Source organism: uncultured Boseongicola sp. (genome assembly GCF_937988555.1).
GTDB lineage: Bacteria > Pseudomonadota > Alphaproteobacteria > Rhodobacterales > Rhodobacteraceae > Boseongicola.
Map to the genome: position 1 here is coordinate 1 of NZ_CALJXO010000341.1, position 17137 is coordinate 17137.

14 protein-coding genes are annotated in these 17137 nt (G+C 57.9%); 2 read left to right on the forward strand and 12 right to left on the reverse strand.

Features of this window, described 5'->3' with window-relative positions:
- The first annotated feature begins 339 nt into the window (after positions 1-339).
- Complete coding sequence (locus tag Q1B15_RS20115) at positions 340-693, forward strand: hypothetical protein (RefSeq protein ID WP_366141756.1); 354 nt, start codon at positions 340-342, stop codon at positions 691-693.
- A 17-nt stretch (positions 694-710) separates the two neighbouring features.
- Here Q1B15_RS20115 and Q1B15_RS20120 read toward each other — a convergent pair whose 3' ends face one another.
- The 11 genes from Q1B15_RS20120 to Q1B15_RS20170 form a co-directional block, all read right to left on the reverse strand.
- Positions 711-1505 carry a hypothetical protein gene (locus Q1B15_RS20120; RefSeq protein ID WP_299757271.1) on the reverse strand — a complete coding sequence of 265 codons (795 nt, stop codon included), beginning with the start codon at positions 1503-1505 and terminating at the stop codon, positions 711-713.
- Positions 1506-1521: 16 nt separating this feature from the next.
- Positions 1522-1899: a hypothetical protein gene (locus Q1B15_RS20125; RefSeq protein ID WP_299757273.1), complete on the reverse strand. Its 378-nt coding sequence runs from the start codon at positions 1897-1899 to the stop codon at positions 1522-1524.
- Positions 1900-2020: 121 nt separating this feature from the next.
- Entirely contained in the window at positions 2021-3250 is a 1230-nt protein-coding gene (locus Q1B15_RS20130; protein ID WP_299757275.1) for a dynamin family protein, read from the reverse strand.
- Between the two features lie 10 nt (positions 3251-3260).
- Complete coding sequence (locus Q1B15_RS20135; RefSeq protein ID WP_299757278.1) at positions 3261-5330, reverse strand: dynamin family protein; 2070 nt, start codon at positions 5328-5330, stop codon at positions 3261-3263.
- A gap of 153 nt (positions 5331-5483) precedes the next feature.
- Positions 5484-6761, reverse strand: a complete 1278-nt coding sequence (locus Q1B15_RS20140) for a hypothetical protein (protein WP_299757280.1) — start codon at positions 6759-6761, stop codon at positions 5484-5486.
- Positions 6758-7786 (reverse strand): protein phosphatase 2C domain-containing protein, encoded by a 1029-nt coding sequence (locus Q1B15_RS20145; protein ID WP_299757283.1) that lies wholly within the window; start codon positions 7784-7786, stop codon positions 6758-6760. Before Q1B15_RS20145 ends, Q1B15_RS20140 begins: the two co-directional genes overlap by 4 nt.
- The gene (locus Q1B15_RS20150) at positions 7786-9648 is read right to left on the reverse strand and encodes an FHA domain-containing protein (protein WP_299757286.1); all 1863 of its coding nucleotides are present in this window, start codon (positions 9646-9648) and stop codon (positions 7786-7788) included. Before Q1B15_RS20150 ends, Q1B15_RS20145 begins: the two co-directional genes overlap by 1 nt.
- A 12-nt stretch (positions 9649-9660) precedes the next feature.
- Complete coding sequence (locus Q1B15_RS20155) at positions 9661-10989, reverse strand: serine/threonine protein kinase (RefSeq protein ID WP_299757289.1); 1329 nt, start codon at positions 10987-10989, stop codon at positions 9661-9663.
- 348 nt (positions 10990-11337) lie between these two features.
- Positions 11338-12378, reverse strand: coding sequence for a saccharopine dehydrogenase (locus tag Q1B15_RS20160; protein ID WP_299757291.1), 1041 nt, complete (start codon positions 12376-12378; stop codon positions 11338-11340).
- Positions 12375-12986 (reverse strand): glutathione S-transferase family protein, encoded by a 612-nt coding sequence (locus Q1B15_RS20165; RefSeq protein WP_299757301.1) that lies wholly within the window; start codon positions 12984-12986, stop codon positions 12375-12377. The genes Q1B15_RS20160 and Q1B15_RS20165 overlap by 4 nt, the downstream gene beginning before the upstream one ends.
- Before the next feature lie 15 nt (positions 12987-13001).
- On the reverse strand, positions 13002-13643 hold the full coding sequence (locus Q1B15_RS20170; RefSeq protein WP_299757294.1) for a histidine phosphatase family protein: 642 nt from the start codon (positions 13641-13643) through the stop codon (positions 13002-13004).
- Between the two features lie 203 nt (positions 13644-13846).
- Here Q1B15_RS20170 and fdhF point away from each other — a divergent pair, with 203 nt between their 5' ends.
- Positions 13847-16612: a formate dehydrogenase subunit alpha gene (gene fdhF, locus Q1B15_RS20175; protein WP_299757297.1), complete on the forward strand. Its 2766-nt coding sequence runs from the start codon at positions 13847-13849 to the stop codon at positions 16610-16612.
- Between the two features lie 209 nt (positions 16613-16821).
- Here the strand turns inward: fdhF and Q1B15_RS20180 are convergent.
- On the reverse strand, positions 16822-17137 hold a 316-nt coding region (locus Q1B15_RS20180; RefSeq protein WP_299757299.1), incomplete at its 5' end, for an RsmD family RNA methyltransferase.

Sequence of the window (17137 nt, forward strand, 5' to 3'; positions counted from 1 at the left end):
ACGAACCGGTGTTGCGCTAGTGTGGCGCCAAATAACGAAGCTATGCCGGGCGGGGACCCCCTGAACCGATACATCCGCACAAATCAAAGGACCCGTGATCGCAGAGGGCGTTGACGAGGAGCCGGTTGAGGCGAACCGACGCCTGTTTGAGGGTTGGCGTTTTACCCTTATGGCAAGTCTGGCCGCATTTTACCCCGCCTTCCACATGGCCGCCCTGAACGGTTTGTCGATCTCAGAGTGGACCGGTATCACCGTCCCATTCCTACCAACGTTCCCTCTTGAGACGTGGAATTTCCGGATTGTCCACGTTGCGGGCGCCCTGTGTCCGGCGCGAACCCAATGGAGACCAGCGTTGCCAGCTTCAAAATAGGCATCGCGGCCTTCATTGTCCCGTTCATGTTCTTTTACAACGGTGCGATCCTGATGGACGGCACGTGGCTTGAAGTGATCCAGGCAAGTGCGACCGCAGTCTTCGGGGTCTACCTTTTGTCTTCCGGCGTGCAGGGTTGGTTCATGGGCGGAATGACCGCTTGGTTCATTCGCTTGGCTCTGCTTCTTGCAGCACTCTGCATGATTGCAGGTGGGCTTGTGACTGACCTGATCGGGATCGGCCTGACCGCGGCGACCTACTTTGTGCAAAAGGTGTTCAAGCCTTCTCCAGATGCGCAAATCCGGGTGTCCGGCGCCGACTAAGTCGCCGGCAACGGCCCTTAAAGAACGACGCGCGCTTGCCAATCGCGGGCGAGCGTCGCCACATCCGCGGCATTGGTCATCACGAAGGCCATTGATGTTTCGCACTCTATAAAGAGAACCGCCGCGCCATCGATATCGTCCGAAAACACAAGGCCACTCGGCCCTGTTTCGCCCTGAAAGAGCATGTCTTTCTTACTGAAATATCCATCAAGGAAAAGCGCGGCTTTGTTGCTCAGTCCAGCCACAATATCTTCTGGGCCGGATTGGTCCTTGACCTCTTCCCCTTCGATGAGGAGCCACGCGGTCGCCCGCGCACCCAGAGATTTAAGGTAGTCTGCAAGTTCCGCATCGGGATTTTCGCGGCCCGCTCCGGAAGCCGCAATTTGCCAGGCGCGCGCCAAGGGCCCAGACGGAACGCCAATGTCAGACGGAAAACCGTCACCCGACTGTCGACGACTTGAGATCGTCCAGACGTCCCCTGCTGCAAGCAAGCCGATCAAGACATCGCGCAATTGACCAAGGGCTGGGTCTTCGGCATCCGCGATGGCCTTGCCAACAAGCCCGGCTGCCGCATCCCGTAACGCTGATGCGGCGACCAATGCCTGAAGCCGGCGGTTCGCAACCGCTATGAAAATTGATGTGTCGCCTTGAGTGAACCCCAGCTCACGCGGCAAGATCGTTTCGTCGATCTGTGAGACCACCGCCGCCAAAAGGCGCTCTGGCGTGCCGCGGATCGTCCGGCTTTCACCGGGGGCGCTCGCCCGTTGACGGAGTTTCGCCAACTTCGCTTCAAGCCGGGAGAAATCGTCCACGCCGGTCTCCCCTTCCCTAAGCCTTGCTCATGATCGTGCTCAGCGTTGCTGTCCCACGGGCGACTACTTTCGCCAAATCAGCATCAGGCGCACAGAGACAGATCAGTGCTTCGCTTTGAGATTGCGAGGCCCGCAAATAGACCCGGACATCGACCGGGGTCATGGTGATCGCGGTTTGCGCTTTGGCTCCGTCCAGAAAGGTCCGCGCGCCCTCGGCAACCCCCCCATCCAAAACCGCTGCCGCCGTTTCGGTCAAGGCATCAAGTTCTTCCTGAGCATGGCGCGTTGAGGAACTGACGCAAAGGATCATCGACGTGTTCAAGTCAGCAAACGCCGCAAGGTCGCATCCTTCGACATCCGCTCTTAGCCCGTCCAATACCTCGGTGACGTCCATTATCCGCCCTTTGTCGCGTCAACGCACAACCGCGCAGTACGCCAATACCTTAATGCGCAGCAAGACCGGCGGACGCAAGCCCCGCCGGTCTTTGCAAAAATGCTGACAAATGTGCTGTACCTTAAAAGGGAGGAAGCGGGGCCGGTGCCGAGCGCGTGCGGCTGTTGATGCGTCGCGCCAGAAGTTTCTTGGGCTGAATTCGCGAAGGCATAACAAATTTCGACGGCGCATCGGGATCGGTTGCTGCATTGGCGTCGTCGTACTCCGCCTTGCGAACGCCAATCTCGGCCAAAAGCCTGTGAAGAGCGTTAGAGAAATCCTCGGCGCCGCTGGCGCTCCACTTCTCAGCGTCACCGTCCGCGGCGAGCGCGCGTGTCAGTGAGATTGGGAAAATTTCCTTGAAAAGCCCAACCGTTTCGCGCCCAACGCGTTTGGCAACGCGCATCTGATCACGCTCGGACAAAATCTTGTCCATCCGCGTAAGCAACAGGAAGCTGTTTGCATAAAGCGCGGGCGGAAGCATGGACCAAACCGCAGCTTCAGATTGCCGCCATGCTTGGGTCGCATGCGAGCACCAGATCACGGCATCGGCGTGGGGGATTACGCGTTGCCAAACTTCTGCATCCATATTCGGGTCCGAAATTCCCGGCATATCAATCAGATCGCAGTGATCCAAAAGCTCGGCATCATGAAAAATTCGAATAAAGGCCGTGTCTTCAACGGATACGTCTTCAAGGTTTTCAAGCTCGAGATCGAACTGCCGACCGTCAAACCCGACGCGATAAGGGGCCTCTGTGCCCTTGGAAATCCACACCGGCGGCAATTGTGTTGCCGTCACATTGACCGGCAACGCCGCGGTTTGGATCAACAGATTTGAGAGCGTTGATTTGCCCGCACTAAATTCGCCCATAAGGCAAAGGACCGGCTTTCCACCTTCGGATTTCTCAGGAAGGCCCGGCCCCGCCATTTCTTCTTCCGGCTCGTAGAGCTCTTCAGGGGCGGCCTCGATGATTTGAAGGCCCTCTTCGGTCGACTCTCTGGGGAAGTCTTCAACAGGACCCTCGGTCTCAGCGTCTTCATGCGTCTCTTGGATTTCGTCCGATGCAGACGTCGGTCCACGATACAAAAGCGACGGGTCCGCAAAATCTGATGCGAAATCAGATTGAACGCCGGCCGTTGTATGATCTGCAACGACGTCCTCGAAGGCAGGCTTTGACGTCGCTCGCAGGCTGCCCGCTTCGCCAAGTAGGTCGTGACTGCTGGAGTCGAGAACCCGCCTGAGCGAACCTTCTACGCTGGTTTCCGCAGGCGTATCTTCCCCCGTTGTTTCGTTGGCTTTTTGGTCTTCCATCGTACCCCCCTCAGGCCGCAATTTCGGTCAGCGCTGCCATCGTTTGCTTCAACTGCGCGCGCTTAACGGCTGTTCCTTCGGCGTCGAGCAAGGCCGCGGCTCCGCCCGGTGCGTTTTCGGCCTCTTCGGCAAGGCGCGTCAGAATTGCGCGTTGCTCGGCCATAAATTCGCGAAGCTCCTGCAACGACGACTCGCGGATAGAGTCCGCATGTGGGCCACTTAAGCTTTCAACAATCGGGTCCGTCTCGGACTTGATCATCTCGGCAAACTCGGTCGCGAAAGACCGAAATCCCCGGCGCTTATGCCACCAGCGCGACCACCAAGTCCCTTTTAGGTCAAGCGCAATTGTCTGTCCCAAAAGAACCGGCGGCGGCACCAAAGGCGGCGTCGGAGCCTCAATCCCAAAGTCTTCCTCCGAAACATCAAACAGCCGGAAATAGACGCTTGCATAGGTTTCGGCCGTCTGGATCAGAAGTTCTTTGGTTGTCTGCTGCGCTTTGCGCCCGAACACCTGATAGGCTGTGCGCAGGAGGATGCGAAGTCCGCTTGGGTCGTATTCCCAAACTTCGCTTTCACCGTTCTCATCAAGATGCTTCAGCAAAGAGCCGGTTGCGCGCTCCAGAAAGCTTCTGTGAGATCGTTCTAGACGTTTGTGAAATGCGTCAATCGCGTTCTCGAAGGACGTGTTCATTGTGGCCAAAGACTCAGCCTCGATCCGCTGCAACTCGGACTCAAGCTGCCCTTTTTCAAGCGGCGGCAGGGAGGCATCAGACTCCCGACGCGACACGACCTGATGTGCAGCGTTGAGACCATTTGCAAGGTTCATCGCCGATTTGCCGATGCGGTCCAGCATATCTTGCCCAGCCCCGTCGGCAATACGCTCACTAAGCGCGGCGTAGATGCTTGGAAGCCCGGAAATGTCCCATAAAAGCTCTTCTGGGGTGAGAGATGCGGCATCGGTCACACGTCCCTCATCCACGGCCCATGCCGTCATAGCTTCTAGTGTTTCAGCATCGACAGCGTCGAGATTGCCGGTCAGTGCGGCGGTCGCGCAATAGGCAGACGAGAAAATGATCTGAGCGTCTTTGGGACCGTCATGTTCGATCAGCGTCTTGCGAATACTGTCGCGGATTTCCGGGATCTGGCGCACTGGATCGCTCAGCTCGTCGCAGCGATTGACCGCAATGATGACTTCGCGCGACTTGACGTTGGCGATCAGACGGATCAGCGCCATGTCGACAGAGCTAAGCGCCTGGTGCGCGGCCAACACAACCACGCAGATACGGCTTTCGCGGATCGCGCGGATAGTGATCTGCTCGCGGATCATGAAAGTGTCGTTCACGCCAGGCGTGTCACGAATGCACATCGGCATTGGCATTTCAGGGCGCTGCATAAAGATTTCTGCAGACTTCGTGATATCGGCAAAGCGGCCCTGCGCCTGGCTTGTCTCGAAGTCATCTTCAAAATCATCGCCAAGGCAGACGTAGCGCTCGATCAATTCGTGGTCGAAATATCCATAGTCGTGCTGTTGGCCCAAAAGCAGCTCAAACTTTTCACCCAAACGCTCGCGGGATTTCTCGCGCATTTCGATGACTTGTTCGCGCACTTTTGCAAGCTCATCTTCCGCACCTGCGCGGCTTGCAAGCTCGCCAATGCGTCCACCGCGATCCAAAAGCCTGCTCCATTCCTCCGTGTCGAAGAAACGGAAACTCGCGCGGTTATCTTCCTGGGCAAAGTGCGGGTTCAGGTGCAACGAGGTGACTACAGACGTCCATGGGTTCACATCCGCGGGAAGCAAATCGGGAAAGCCAACCATTGCATTGACCAGTGATGTTTTACCCGCCTTCACCTGTCCGATCATCGTGATGGACGGTTCAGCATGCTTCAATTGATGATGCAAACGGCGCGCTGTACGATTGGTGGATTTATCCCCCATCTTGCCCAAGGCGACCAGCGCCTGGCGCAACTCGCGCGATTTTTGCAGGTAGGGCTCAAGCCCCTCGAACCCACGTCCAAGGAGGTGCGCATTGCCTGCAGCTGGGGTGGCACCTTCTTCCATGATCCTCGTGTCAACTTTCATATCTACTACCTAACGAACACACACACCTGATGGGCAATCCTGACCGGTCACATTTGGTCATTCGGGCGCCATCGTTTCTGATCCCGCTAGAATTCCCGGCCAATCTGGCCATTTTGTGACGTATTTTCGGTCAATATCGTGTGTTCATCCTTTCTAAGCTGCCAATTTCATTTCCATTTCTCGACGAAGCTGGAGCAGCAAGGTCACTGCGTCGGCCGCCGAGGCGTCCCCGCTTTCGACTTGCATCAACACCATCAAATCTGCCGCTTCGGTCAGATCGTCGAGAAAGGCATCGGCCGCCGAGCAGCCGGTATCATCGTCGCTGAACAGGTCAACAAGATGCTCAACTGCGTCCACGCATTGTGAGACAAGACCATCAGCCTTGCCCTTGCCAAGGCTTGAGGAAGCTTCCAAAAGTCCATCGCCTCGACGCCGCAAGAAGCGAATAGAATCAGAGAAAAGCATAACATTTTCAACGATTTCATCTTCGGTGCTGCTTTGTATCTCCGGACTGGAATGCACCACTGGCGCAGGTTTTTGTGGCGAGGTCGGTCTCGTTTCAACCGAAACTACCGGTTTCGCCTTCGTCGGTTTGGACTGACTTGGGGAACTAATCTGATAGCGTGCAAGGAACAAATGCGCGCTGTCGACATCCGCGCGGCGCCCACGCTCTGCGTGCCGCAGAATCTCCGCACTGAGCGCGCCACCGCCAGAGGCATGATAGATTGCCTCATCGACTGCACCGCCTGCGTGGTGTGCCTTAATCGCCTGCAGGGTCGCCACCGCAAAGAGCGAATTAAACTCCTCGGACACCACGGTCTCAAGGTCAGCGATTCGCGACGTCAGAGCGTTCTTAGCGGACAAAACGTCCGCTTTCGACACCACCAGAAACGCGTGATCTTTCAAGCTGTCCGGCACGCGCGCCCAAAGCTGCGCCTCAGCGTCGCCAAATGTCTGTGTGCACCAAAGTGCAATATCCGTACGCCGAACGGCCCAATCAATTGCCGACTGAAACTCTATTGACGAGCCGTCAGTGACAACCTCCAGAAGACTGATACGTTGCAACAGCGGGAGAGGCATTTCCACGCGCATGAACGCCGGCGAAATCGCCTGCGCCTCTTCAAAATTCAGACCTTCGATAACATTTCGCCCGCCCGACGCGTCGGTGACGACGATCCGTTCTGTCGTCCCATAGGTAAGTTCGGTCGTCGGAAGTTTGCTGTCCCTGGGCAAAAGCCGCTGGCCAATGAACATGTTCAAAAGCTCTGACTTGCCTGATCCGGGTAGGCCAAGAACCGATACACGCACCGGCGACGACAGGCGTTGCAACAATAGCGAAGCATGTTCGCGGGCGGCCTTTGGCAACGCTTCAGTCGCAATAGCGTGCCGCAGCCGCTCGACAATGTCTTCGTCAGCGACGTTATCTCTCATGCCCCACCATCTGACGCGAGCCAGCGACGGCGCAGGAAGATCGGAGCGCCTTCATGGGACGATTTCTTGGAGTGCTGTGGTTGCGGAGCAGGCTCCGCGACGGCTTTGTTCACGGCCACCGTTTCCTCTGCCGGAGCAGACTGGGGCTTTATGGGTCGGGTGGTCACCTGCCGGCGTCTTGTTGCCCGGTTTTCGAACTCGGGCGTGAAGATATTGGCATTCTCTTCAGGCTGTGTCTTGAAGCGAACCTTGATGACGGAGAAACAGATATTGTCCTGCTCTGGGTCGGCAAGTGTAGCCAACTCGTTCATCAGCCGATCTGCAATGCGTGTTGCGGACTGGTCGTCGGTCTCGCGCAAAACTTTGCGGATTCTCCCGTTCGACAGGAATTGCAGCCCATCGCTTGCCACGACCAAAACATCACCGTTGCGCAGCTGGAAAGGCACTTCGGGACAGTCGATACGCTCAATCGTTTCGCCGATCAGCACCGACGTCAGCGCATTGCGATCCGGGTGATTGCGCCCGACATCTTCAGACATCATGCCCGAGCGGACCATATAGTCGATGTGGGGTCCAAGCGAGTGATCCTCGTTGAGCTGTCTCAACTGACCACCGCGGTATAGATAAAGCGGGCTGTCGCCTATTGAAATCCAGAATAATTTATCCCGCAGGAACACTGGGGCGACAAGCGTTGCACCCATCCCGGCGGTGTCGGGGTTGTTTGACGTATGTGCAGCCATGCAAGCATTCGCCGAAACGGCCGCTCCCTTCAGAACTCCACAGACGTTCGCGACAAATGACTTTGTGTCAGACGACTGGAACTTCAATTCGCTAAACATTTCAGTCACGACAATCTTTGACGCAACATCCCCGGCCGCATGCCCGCCCATACCATCCGACAGGACGGCATAGCCGAACTCCGCGCCACGCGGGAAGTCCGTCGCAATTGCATCTTCCTGATAGTCGCGGCGACCGCGATTCAGGACTGACGCAACGTCAAACCTTATGTCAGGAGACTTCGACATTACTCAGCAAAGTTCCCTTTGTCCGCGGTGGACGCCCAGGTGAAATCTTCACCACAAAGCGATACAAATTTCAGGGTCGTTTCGCCGATGCGAACCATGTCTCCGCTCGTGAGCTCTTCTGTCGACAAAACAGGTTTGCCGTTTAGCCGCACAAGGTTCGACTTGCCCCCGTGACCGAGGAAAAACTTGCCCTGCTCGTCGTCATAGGCGACCGCAGCATGGTTGTTGCGCGAGATAGACGTGTCGCCGAAATCAAGGCGTACTGCCTGATCCTCGCCACGACCGATCTGACTGACCCCTGTGAACATCGTAAAGCAGGACCCGCGTCCCGGACCACTGATCACAATGATCCAACCAACCGGGAAGTCCGACTTGTTCGCTTCACTTGCGGTCTTGGCAGCCTCGAAAACATCTTCCGGGGCGTCCTCCTGGGCCTGGAAGCCAAGAAGGCGCGTCTTCACCCTGCCGGCACTACGCCCAGCCCGGCCCGAAACAGCCGTGGAGACATTTACATAGCCATCCATCTCGTTGACCGGTTCAACTTCTGCCGCGGCTTTAGAAACTCCGGACATCTCAGCAATTTGGCGCCGCACGAAATCGTCATCATCCGCAGAGCTTTCTTCAACTCTCGACGCGTTGGCCGAGGCCACGACTTCAGACACGACTCTGCTGGCAATGGGGCCATCGGCGTCCAAGTCTTCGTCCATATCAAAGCCGTCATCATCCGCGTTGTCGCTGACGTCGCCTGCCGCGCCGAGACTTTCGACCTGCTCAGAAGGTTCATCCGTAAATGCCGAGCGATCAATGCCATCATCGTCGCCTTCAGTCGCGAACCGATTGCCCCATTCCGACGTATCATCGTCATCTTCTACATCCGAAAAAGCAGAGGGTTCTTCGCTGAAAATACTATCGTCGGCGAACTCGTCGGCACTTAGATCGGCAGGCGCACGCGCCTCAAGATCCGCGCGATCATCGTCCGCGTCATTTGCCATTGCATCGGCCGAAAAATCCGTCTCGTCGCTTGCCGCAAACAAGGCCGCGTCTTCGTCGCTCATACCCTGATCCCAAGGCGCGGGCACTGAGCGAGGGCGGCTCACCGGGCGGCTGATTGGGCGGCTGATTGGGCGGCTTGACGCGCGGGGACGCACGACCTTCGCCAGATCATCGCGATAAGGGCTCTGCTCTTCAGGATCCGCAGTTGGATCGCGTTCGGCCACATGCTGCAGCACGCGATCTGCTTTCGTCGCCTGCGCGGCGGCCTTCAGATGTGCCATTGCCGAGCGGCGACGGCTGCTTTCGCCTTCGACCAGCTTGGAGTTCGTTTCGCGAAGGAGCCGATCTTCGGCTCCATCGATCTGCGAGCCAAGCTGGCTGCGGGCAATTGCCTGGCGTCCAAAGTCCGCATCGTCCGACCACCGGCTTGACGGGAAATCACTATGTGGGGCGTCACCGTCTTCTTCGTATTCGTCGTCAGCCGAAACGTGGCTGACCGACTGCATCGCACCGCGAATTTCGTTCACCAGATGCGCCTTGTCTTCGCCATTTGCGGCAACATCTTCATCGTCGCCCCAATCGTCGTCATCGTCTTCCCAATCATCCTGATCGTCCCAGGCCGTTGCCCCCCAACCCGCGCCATCGACCTCCTCAGGTTCTTCGTCGCGTTCGTAGGTGGGCTTTGAGCGGTCTGCATAAAGCGGAACATCAAAGTCAGACGGGCTTCGGCTGGAGTTCATACGCCCCGTGTCATCGGCCTGCGGCTCACTGCGGCGGCGCAATGGCTCGACGTCCATCTCCAGATCGATCTTACCTACCACCTCTTGGGGGTCTGGCTTTCTCGACATGATATTTTTAAACAATTTCATGGTTCTGCCTCTCTAGCGATAATCCGAAGGACCGTTGCCGCGGAACGTCCCGCGCAGTAATCCGAATGGGAGCAAACGGCTCAGAATCGATCTCTTCCGTTTTCGACCAGCCTCATCGTGACCGCCGCCCATTTGTGAACGTCGTGCCGCGTTATCTGCATTTCGACTTTGCTCTTCCAGGAACACCTGATCATCGAGCATCGCCAGTTCATCCAGCGTCTTCTTGCGCTGGCGCATCTGTTCCTCAGCCAGTTTCTGCAACCGCTGAGCTTCTTTCTTCTCGACCTTTGATTTGGCCTCGAGTGCTTTGATGTCTTCTTCCACAGCCTTGTTCGTTTCCTGGACAAGACGCGAGATCGACAGTTCGATCTGACGATCAAGTTCCGCCTGCTGCAAAGCGGCTGAACGGCGGCGCTCAGTATCGACAAGCTCCATCCAGTCGCGGGCGGTTTGAATACGATCCGGTGGAAAGACGCTTAAGGCTTTATCCACCGCATGAAGGAACGCGTCCTCAAACTGCGGGAACTTGCCGGAAACCGGCTTATAGGGATCTGGACGATCGCCCGCGATTGCACTGACCCGCGCCTGGGCATCGGGCGGCGCCATCCCGGTCAAAACGTGGTAAAATGTAGCGCCCAGTGAATAGAGATCCGATGACGCATCCTGCGTCGAACCGGCGATATAGAATTCGTGCGGGCTGTAGCCGTCTTTAACAACATGCAGCGCTGAAAGCGCGCGGCTGGCGCGCGTGGCTTCTTCTTTGGCCGCGCCGAAGTCGATCAGGACAGGGTTTCCCTTGCCATCGATCAGGATGTTATCCGGCGAAATATCGCGGTGCAGAACATCGTTCGTGTGAATGTAGTGAACCGCCTCGAGACACTTCAGAAGGATGTCCTTCACGTCCCGGGGGTGTAGTTTCATCCGCGGGTCTTCAATCGTGTCGAGCAGATCACGACCGCGAACGAAATCAAGAGCCATATAGGCGGTCTGATTGTCCTCGAAAACCTGGTGGATACCCACGATGTTCGGGTGCTGCAATTTGGAAAGGCGGCGGGCCTCAGCACCGAAGTGCTTCACAACCGCATCGAATTCCGCCTGATGCTGGCGCGAACGCGCCATAACACTGCCGTTGTTGCGGCAGCACATCGAAGACGGGAAACATTCTTTGATAACGACAATCCGGTCGAGACTGTCGCGAGCGAGATACGTCATACCGAACCCGCCCGCGTTCAGGAATTTTTCAACCCTGAACTGGCCGTGCAGCAACTCCGTGCCGGGCTTTAACGCATCCGCAAAGCTCTCAGAGAGCCCCGGATCGTAATTTTGCTGCCCTGCGTTCATCTCACACCCAAGTTCTTGCCGCTCTCTTCGTCAGGTAATCGATCGTTGGCGGGGCCATGCCGATATGCCGAAAAACCGCCACCTGACTGCTGCGACTTGATCAGAGCTATCGGCAGATTTTGCCCATAATGTGGCGCGACCGGGTCATTCCGCATCCAATCCTGCGGCATTTTTAGAATTGTAGACGCAATTGATCCCAAATCTTGCGGTCAGCCGAAGCCGAGGCACAAGACTGCGCAAATCGCACATTAATCGTCGTTCTGCTGTTTCCGAAAATGCTTCACACTTTGTGCATGGCCCAGCGACCCTGACCGTGGGAGCATCACGAAATCTACGACAGAGCCGCCGCTAATCCGTGTGTGAGCGGTAAATTTCTGCCGCACGCGTCCAGACCCCTTCGGGATCCGACTTGAACGCCAAAAGATGTGGCAACAACTGCCCGGCAAAATCCTCGGAGGCTTCGCGCGGCAGCATCGACGGCAAATTATCAATTGCCATCACATCCAACAGGGGGGTCTCATGTACCCGCAGCGTCGGGGCATCCCATGACGTTATCTGGTCGTAAACTTTGATGGGCGAGAAATCACTGGACGGGTCGCAGGCAATATCACCAATCATATGCAGCTTTCGTTCGGCCCTTATGGCATCGACGGGCACAAAGACCGGCACGCCGGGGCTGGCAAGAATGCAATTCAGAAAGACGTCATGGGTCAGGATCTCGGGGAAAGGCCCGCCAGACGCGGTTTCAGCCATATCCCAGGCGGTTACGGGCAAACCCAAGCGATCGCACAGATCGCGCGCACCGGTGCCAACTCGCCCCAAGGCTCCGATAACGATGACGCTTGGCGTCTTTTTCTGAAGGGCCTCGCGCACATGCGACGTCATCGCGTCGGCCGATGCAAAAACCTGCGCTTTCGGGCAGGTACCTCCCGATTGCCCGGCAGCCCACCCGATCAGCGAAACCGCAGCCCCGGCAAACCCCGCCCAGACGCCAAACGCCGCAACGCGCCGGCCTGAGGGGTCCGTCAGATACTCAAGATCAAGCAGCGTGCCGCCTCCCGCACGAAACCGGTCCAAAAGAACAGCGCCCTCTGCCTGTCCCTTATAGGCATGCCCGAACATGATATGGCGGTGGCGCAAAGGCGTGCCATCATCAGGCAACTCCTTTAGCCCACAAATCACCGCGTCAACCGGCGCATCGACCCATGCACCTGCCACCGCGATAGCCGCACCTGTGGCGCGATAAGCATCGGTCGGGATCGCGCGGCCAGGGTCGTCCTCGACCGTGACCTGATGCCCGGCCGCCATCAATGCCTCGACCCCCTCGGGCATAACGCCAGCGCGCGCTTCATTTGCACGGGGTTCTTGCCTGACCCAGAAATGCGTCATCCGATCATCCCCATATCATGCGCGGTCCGCACAGACGGGCGGCTGGCCATCGCCGCGCGAAACGCCGCCAACTTGGGGAAGTCCTCAATATCGACGCCATCCGCTTCCAACCAGCAACTGATTGTATAAAGCCAAGCATCGGCCAGCGTCACGTGATCCCCAAACAAAAACGGCCCTGCGATCAAGGCCTCGATATAGGTGCAACTTAGCGCCATCGTTTCCGGCACCTTTGCGGTCATGTCTGCCCATGAGCGTTTCTCATCAGCCCAGCGCGCGCCGCGCATTTTGTGGGCGTGGTTCACATGCATGGTTGAGGCCAGAAAATACATCACTTCGCGCATCCGCGCCGCATGCAAAGGATCAACCGGAACAAGGCTTGGCACCTCGGTTGCGGCTAGGTACTCAAGGATCGCTCCGGTCTCGGTTAAAACACCCTCGGGCGTGACCAAAGCGGGCACCCGCCCCTTTGGATTCACCTTGTGAAACGCGGGCTTGGTTTGTTCACCGCTCGCGACGTCCACCCGAATGCCCTCCCAAGGGACATTGCCTTCGTTCAAAACAATCGCCGTCGCAGAAGCGATGGTGTTTGGTGCCCAGTAAAGCTTCAACATCCGTGATCTCCCTTAGAAGTGCGTGCGTGCCGATGCGCGTTCCGGCCGGTCCAGATGGGGAATCGCATTAAACCCCGCCAAAAACGCCGATCCGTCCCGCACCGTCAGTCTATGTATCGAGGTGTTCCAGATCGGCAGCATAACATGGCTCATCCGCACCAGATCAAGATCGAGGATATGCCGAAGCACCATCCCGATCACGCCGCCGGACGTCACACATAATAACTGTCTGCCCGGAACAGAGGCTTCCTCCAAAAGAGCGGCCACGCGCGTCTCGAAATTCTCGTAGGTTTCCTGACCTTCAATCTCGGCCTGCTTCCAGGCGGCGAACACTTTTGGCATGTGATCACTGAAGGTATCGGGCGTCGGCATTGGCGCGCCCATCACGGTATGCATCTGATCCGTCAGCCGAAAATAGTCGATCTCATTGAGGCGTGCATCCTCGTCCGCTTCCCAGCCCATGGCTGCAACCGTCTGGCGGTGCCTCACAAGCGTTCCCGAAATCACGTGATCAAAACCATAGCCATGATCGCGCATCCACTCCCCAAGCCAGGAAGATTGCGTGACACCAAGATCGCTCAGCCGGTCATAGTCTTCTTCCGTGTTGGCCGCGGAATTCGCCTGCCCGTGTCGGACAAGAGTGATTTCGCCCATGGTGTGTCTCCTTCGCCACCGGCGATATCGGATCACAGCAGGCTTGCCAATCGCGCGAAGTTGCGCGCTGCGCTTTCGCTCATCTGTTTGCGATCTGACACGCGCGGCGCCGCAAAGACGCATTTTCACTCACCCCTGTCGCCTTTGAGACGTTCCGATTGCCGCACGAGTGGTTTAACCTTCTGGCAAAGGGAGCCGACCACATGAGCGACAAGATCAAATTCACACTGGATGGCCGCGACGTGGAAGCCCGCGCAGACGAGACCATCTGGGAAGTCGCCAAGCGGGAAGGCACGCTGATCCCGCACCTTTGCCACAAAGATGCGCCGGGCTACCGCGCGGACGGCAACTGTCGCGCCTGCATGGTCTCAATCGACGGTGAACGCACGCTGGCCGCCTCCTGCATCCGCATGCCGACCGAAGGCATGACCGTCTCAAGCACCGGTGCGCGCGAAACGCAGGCTCGCAAGCTGGTCATGGAGATGCTTGTCACGGACCAGCCGGAGCAAAATGCGGCGCACGACAAATCAAGCCACCTGTGGGACATGGCCGACGCCCAGGGTATCGAGACCTCTCGCTTCCCTAAACTGGAACAGGGCCGCATTCCGCTTCTGGATGACAGCCACGTGGCGATGAGCGTGAACCTTGACGCCTGCATTCAGTGCGGCCTTTGCGTGCGTGCTTGCCGCGAGGTTCAGGTCAACGACGTGATCGGCATGGCCGGACGCGGCCACGACAGCTACCCCGTCTTCGACTTTGACGATCCGATGGGCGACAGCACCTGCGTGGCCTGCGGCGAATGCGTGCAGGCTTGCCCGACCGGCGCCCTTATGCCTGCAACCGTCACGGAAGGTGCGGGCGTCGGCGACAGCAAAGACTTCGATAGCGAAGTTGCTTCAATCTGCCCGTTCTGCGGCGTCGGCTGTCAGGTCTCGCTCAAAGTCAAAGACGGCAAAGTAAAATACGTCGACGGCATCAATGGCCCTGCCAACGAAGGGCGCCTCTGCGTCAAGGGCCGCTTTGGCTTTGACTATATCCACCACCCCCATCGCCTGACGAAACCTCTGATCCGTCGCGAAGATGCGCCCGCAAAAGGCCTCAACGTCGATCCCGGCGACTGGCATACGCACTTCCGCGAAGCGACCTGGGACGAAGCCCTTGATGTTGCCGCCACTGGCCTGAAAGGCCGCGGTCGTGAAGTCGCGGGCTTTGGCTCGGCCAAATGCACCAACGAAGAGGCCTATCTTTTCCAAAAGTTCATCCGTCAGGGCTTTGGCCACAATAACGTTGATCACTGCACGCGGCTTTGCCACGCGTCCTCGGTCGCGGCGCTCCTGGAAAACGTCGGCTCGGGTGCTGTCACCGCGACCTTCAACGAAATCGAAAACGCCGATGTCGCCATCGTCATCGGCGCGAACCCGATCGAAAACCATCCCGTAGCGGCGACGTTCTTCAAACAGTTCACCAAACGCGGCGGCAAGCTTATCGTCATGGACCCGCGCGGTCAGGCGCTGAAACGTTTTGCCACTCACATGCTGCAATTCCGTCCCGGCGCAGACGTGTCCATGCTGAACGCGATCATGCACACAATTGTCGAGGAACGACTTTACGACCAACAATACATCGAAGCCTACACCGAGAACTGGGAGGCCGAAAAAGCCCACCTCAAGGACTTCTCTCCCGAAAAGATGTCCGCGATCTGCGGTATCGATGCCGAAACGCTCCGCGCTGTCGCCCGCGATTTCGCGACAGCCAAGGCCGGAATGATTTTCTGGGGCATGGGCATCAGCCAGCATATCCACGGCACCGACAATTCCCGCTGCCTGATTTCGCTTGCCCTTATGACGGGCCAGGTCGGCCGTCCCGGCGCGGGCCTCCATCCCCTTCGCGGCCAGAATAACGTTCAGGGCGCCTCGGATGCGGGTCTGGTTCCGATGTTCCTGCCTGATTACCAATCCGTCACCGACGACGGCGTGCGATCCGCGTTCACCGATGTCTGGAAATCAGACGATTTCTCAAACGAAAAGGGCCTGACCGTCACCGAGATCATGGACGCGGTTCACGACGGCAATATCAAGGCAATGTACATCCTTGGCGAGAACCCAGCGATGTCCGACCCGGATGTTGAACACGCCCGCGACGCGCTTGCAAAGCTTGACCACCTCGTCGTGCAGGACATCTTCATCACCGAAACGGCCAACTATGCAGACGTGATCTTGCCAGCGTCGGCGTTCTACGAAAAGTCCGGCACTGTTACGAATACCAACCGACAAGTGCAGATGGGTCGTCCGGCGGTCGCTCCTCCAGGCGAGGCGCGCGAAGACTGGTTGATCACCGTTGATCTTGCCAACCGCTGCGGGCTGAACTGGGACTACACGACCCCCGCTGACGTTTTCGCCGAGATGAAGCTCAATATGACCTCTCTCGACAACATCACCTGGGATCGTCTCGAAACCGAAAACGCGGTCACCTATCCATCGCTTAGCCCAACTGATCCCGGACAAGCCATTGTCTTTGGAGATGGATTTCCGCGCTCTGACGGCCGCGCACGCTTTACGCCTGCCTCTGTCATTGCACCGGACGAAACGCCTGATGCGGACTACCCGATGATCCTGACCACGGGCCGTCAGCTGGAACACTGGCACACCGGGTCGATGACACGCCGCTCAAAAGTTCTCGACGCGGTTGAGCCGGAGGCAAACTGCTCGCTGCATCCGTCCACACTGTACAAGCTTGAGGTCGAACCCGGAGGCCACGTCCGCCTGACCACACGCCGTGGCACCATCACGCTGATGGCCCGCGCCGACCGCGCTGTTGCACCCGATATGGTGTTCGTGCCCTTCGCCTTCGTGGAAGCGGCGGCAAACGTTCTGACAAACCCGGCTGTAGACCCCTACGGCAAGATCCCCGAGTTCAAATTCGCAGCGGTCAAAGTCGAAAAGGCCGAGGATCAGGTCGCGGCCGAGTAATTAAATCTGAGGCTTGGGATCATCCTCGCCGGACACACGCCGCCACGGGACGTCAAGATATCGCCCATCACTGACCAATTGGGCTGCGGCGGCGACTGTAGGCGCTGGTTGGTTTCATAAATGGGACTCGCGCCCCAGTCTAAGTAATGTCGCATCGCTCATTTTGTCAGATTAATCCAAGTCGCGCGCATCACCAAATCACATCCGGATCAGGCCTCAAACCGCAGGACCGTCACCCAGGTTTCGCCGTAACGGCGTGCATCCAGTTTTGAAAAGCCTGTCGGAGCATCCTGCTCGCCCGCCTCTTCCCAGACAACCAAAGCGCCCAGGCCAATCCAGCCACCCTTCGTCGCCGCCGCCAAGCCACGCGCGCCCAGGCCCTTGCCATAGGGCGGGTCAAGAAACACCAAAGTCGCGGGCGTATCAGGATTTGGACCCAACCGCTGCACATCGCGCGCTATCACACGGACATCTTCCGAAACGCGCGCGCGCTGGATGTTGTCAGCGATCAAACGGCCTGCGACA

Excerpts from the sequence above, each read along its gene's own strand:
- Q1B15_RS20150 (WP_299757286.1), bottom strand. The coding sequence starts at position 9,648 with ATGAAATTGTTTAAAAATATCATGTCGAGAAAGCCAGACCCCCAAGAG.
- Q1B15_RS20155 (WP_299757289.1), bottom strand. The coding sequence starts at position 10,989 with ATGAACGCAGGGCAGCAAAATTACGATCCGGGGCTCTCTGAGAGCTTT.
- Q1B15_RS20125 (WP_299757273.1), bottom strand. The coding sequence starts at position 1,899 with ATGGACGTCACCGAGGTATTGGACGGGCTAAGAGCGGATGTCGAAGGA.
- Q1B15_RS20170 (WP_299757294.1), bottom strand. The coding sequence starts at position 13,643 with ATGGGCGAAATCACTCTTGTCCGACACGGGCAGGCGAATTCCGCGGCC.
- Q1B15_RS20130 (WP_299757275.1), bottom strand. The coding sequence starts at position 3,250 with ATGGAAGACCAAAAAGCCAACGAAACAACGGGGGAAGATACGCCTGCG.
- Q1B15_RS20115 (WP_366141756.1), top strand. The coding sequence starts at position 340 with ATGGAGACCAGCGTTGCCAGCTTCAAAATAGGCATCGCGGCCTTCATT.
- Q1B15_RS20140 (WP_299757280.1), bottom strand. The coding sequence starts at position 6,761 with ATGAGAGATAACGTCGCTGACGAAGACATTGTCGAGCGGCTGCGGCAC.
- Q1B15_RS20135 (WP_299757278.1), bottom strand. The coding sequence starts at position 5,330 with ATGAAAGTTGACACGAGGATCATGGAAGAAGGTGCCACCCCAGCTGCA.
- Q1B15_RS20145 (WP_299757283.1), bottom strand. The coding sequence starts at position 7,786 with ATGTCGAAGTCTCCTGACATAAGGTTTGACGTTGCGTCAGTCCTGAAT.
- fdhF (WP_299757297.1), top strand. The coding sequence starts at position 13,847 with ATGAGCGACAAGATCAAATTCACACTGGATGGCCGCGACGTGGAAGCC.
- Q1B15_RS20160 (WP_299757291.1), bottom strand. The coding sequence starts at position 12,378 with ATGACGCATTTCTGGGTCAGGCAAGAACCCCGTGCAAATGAAGCGCGC.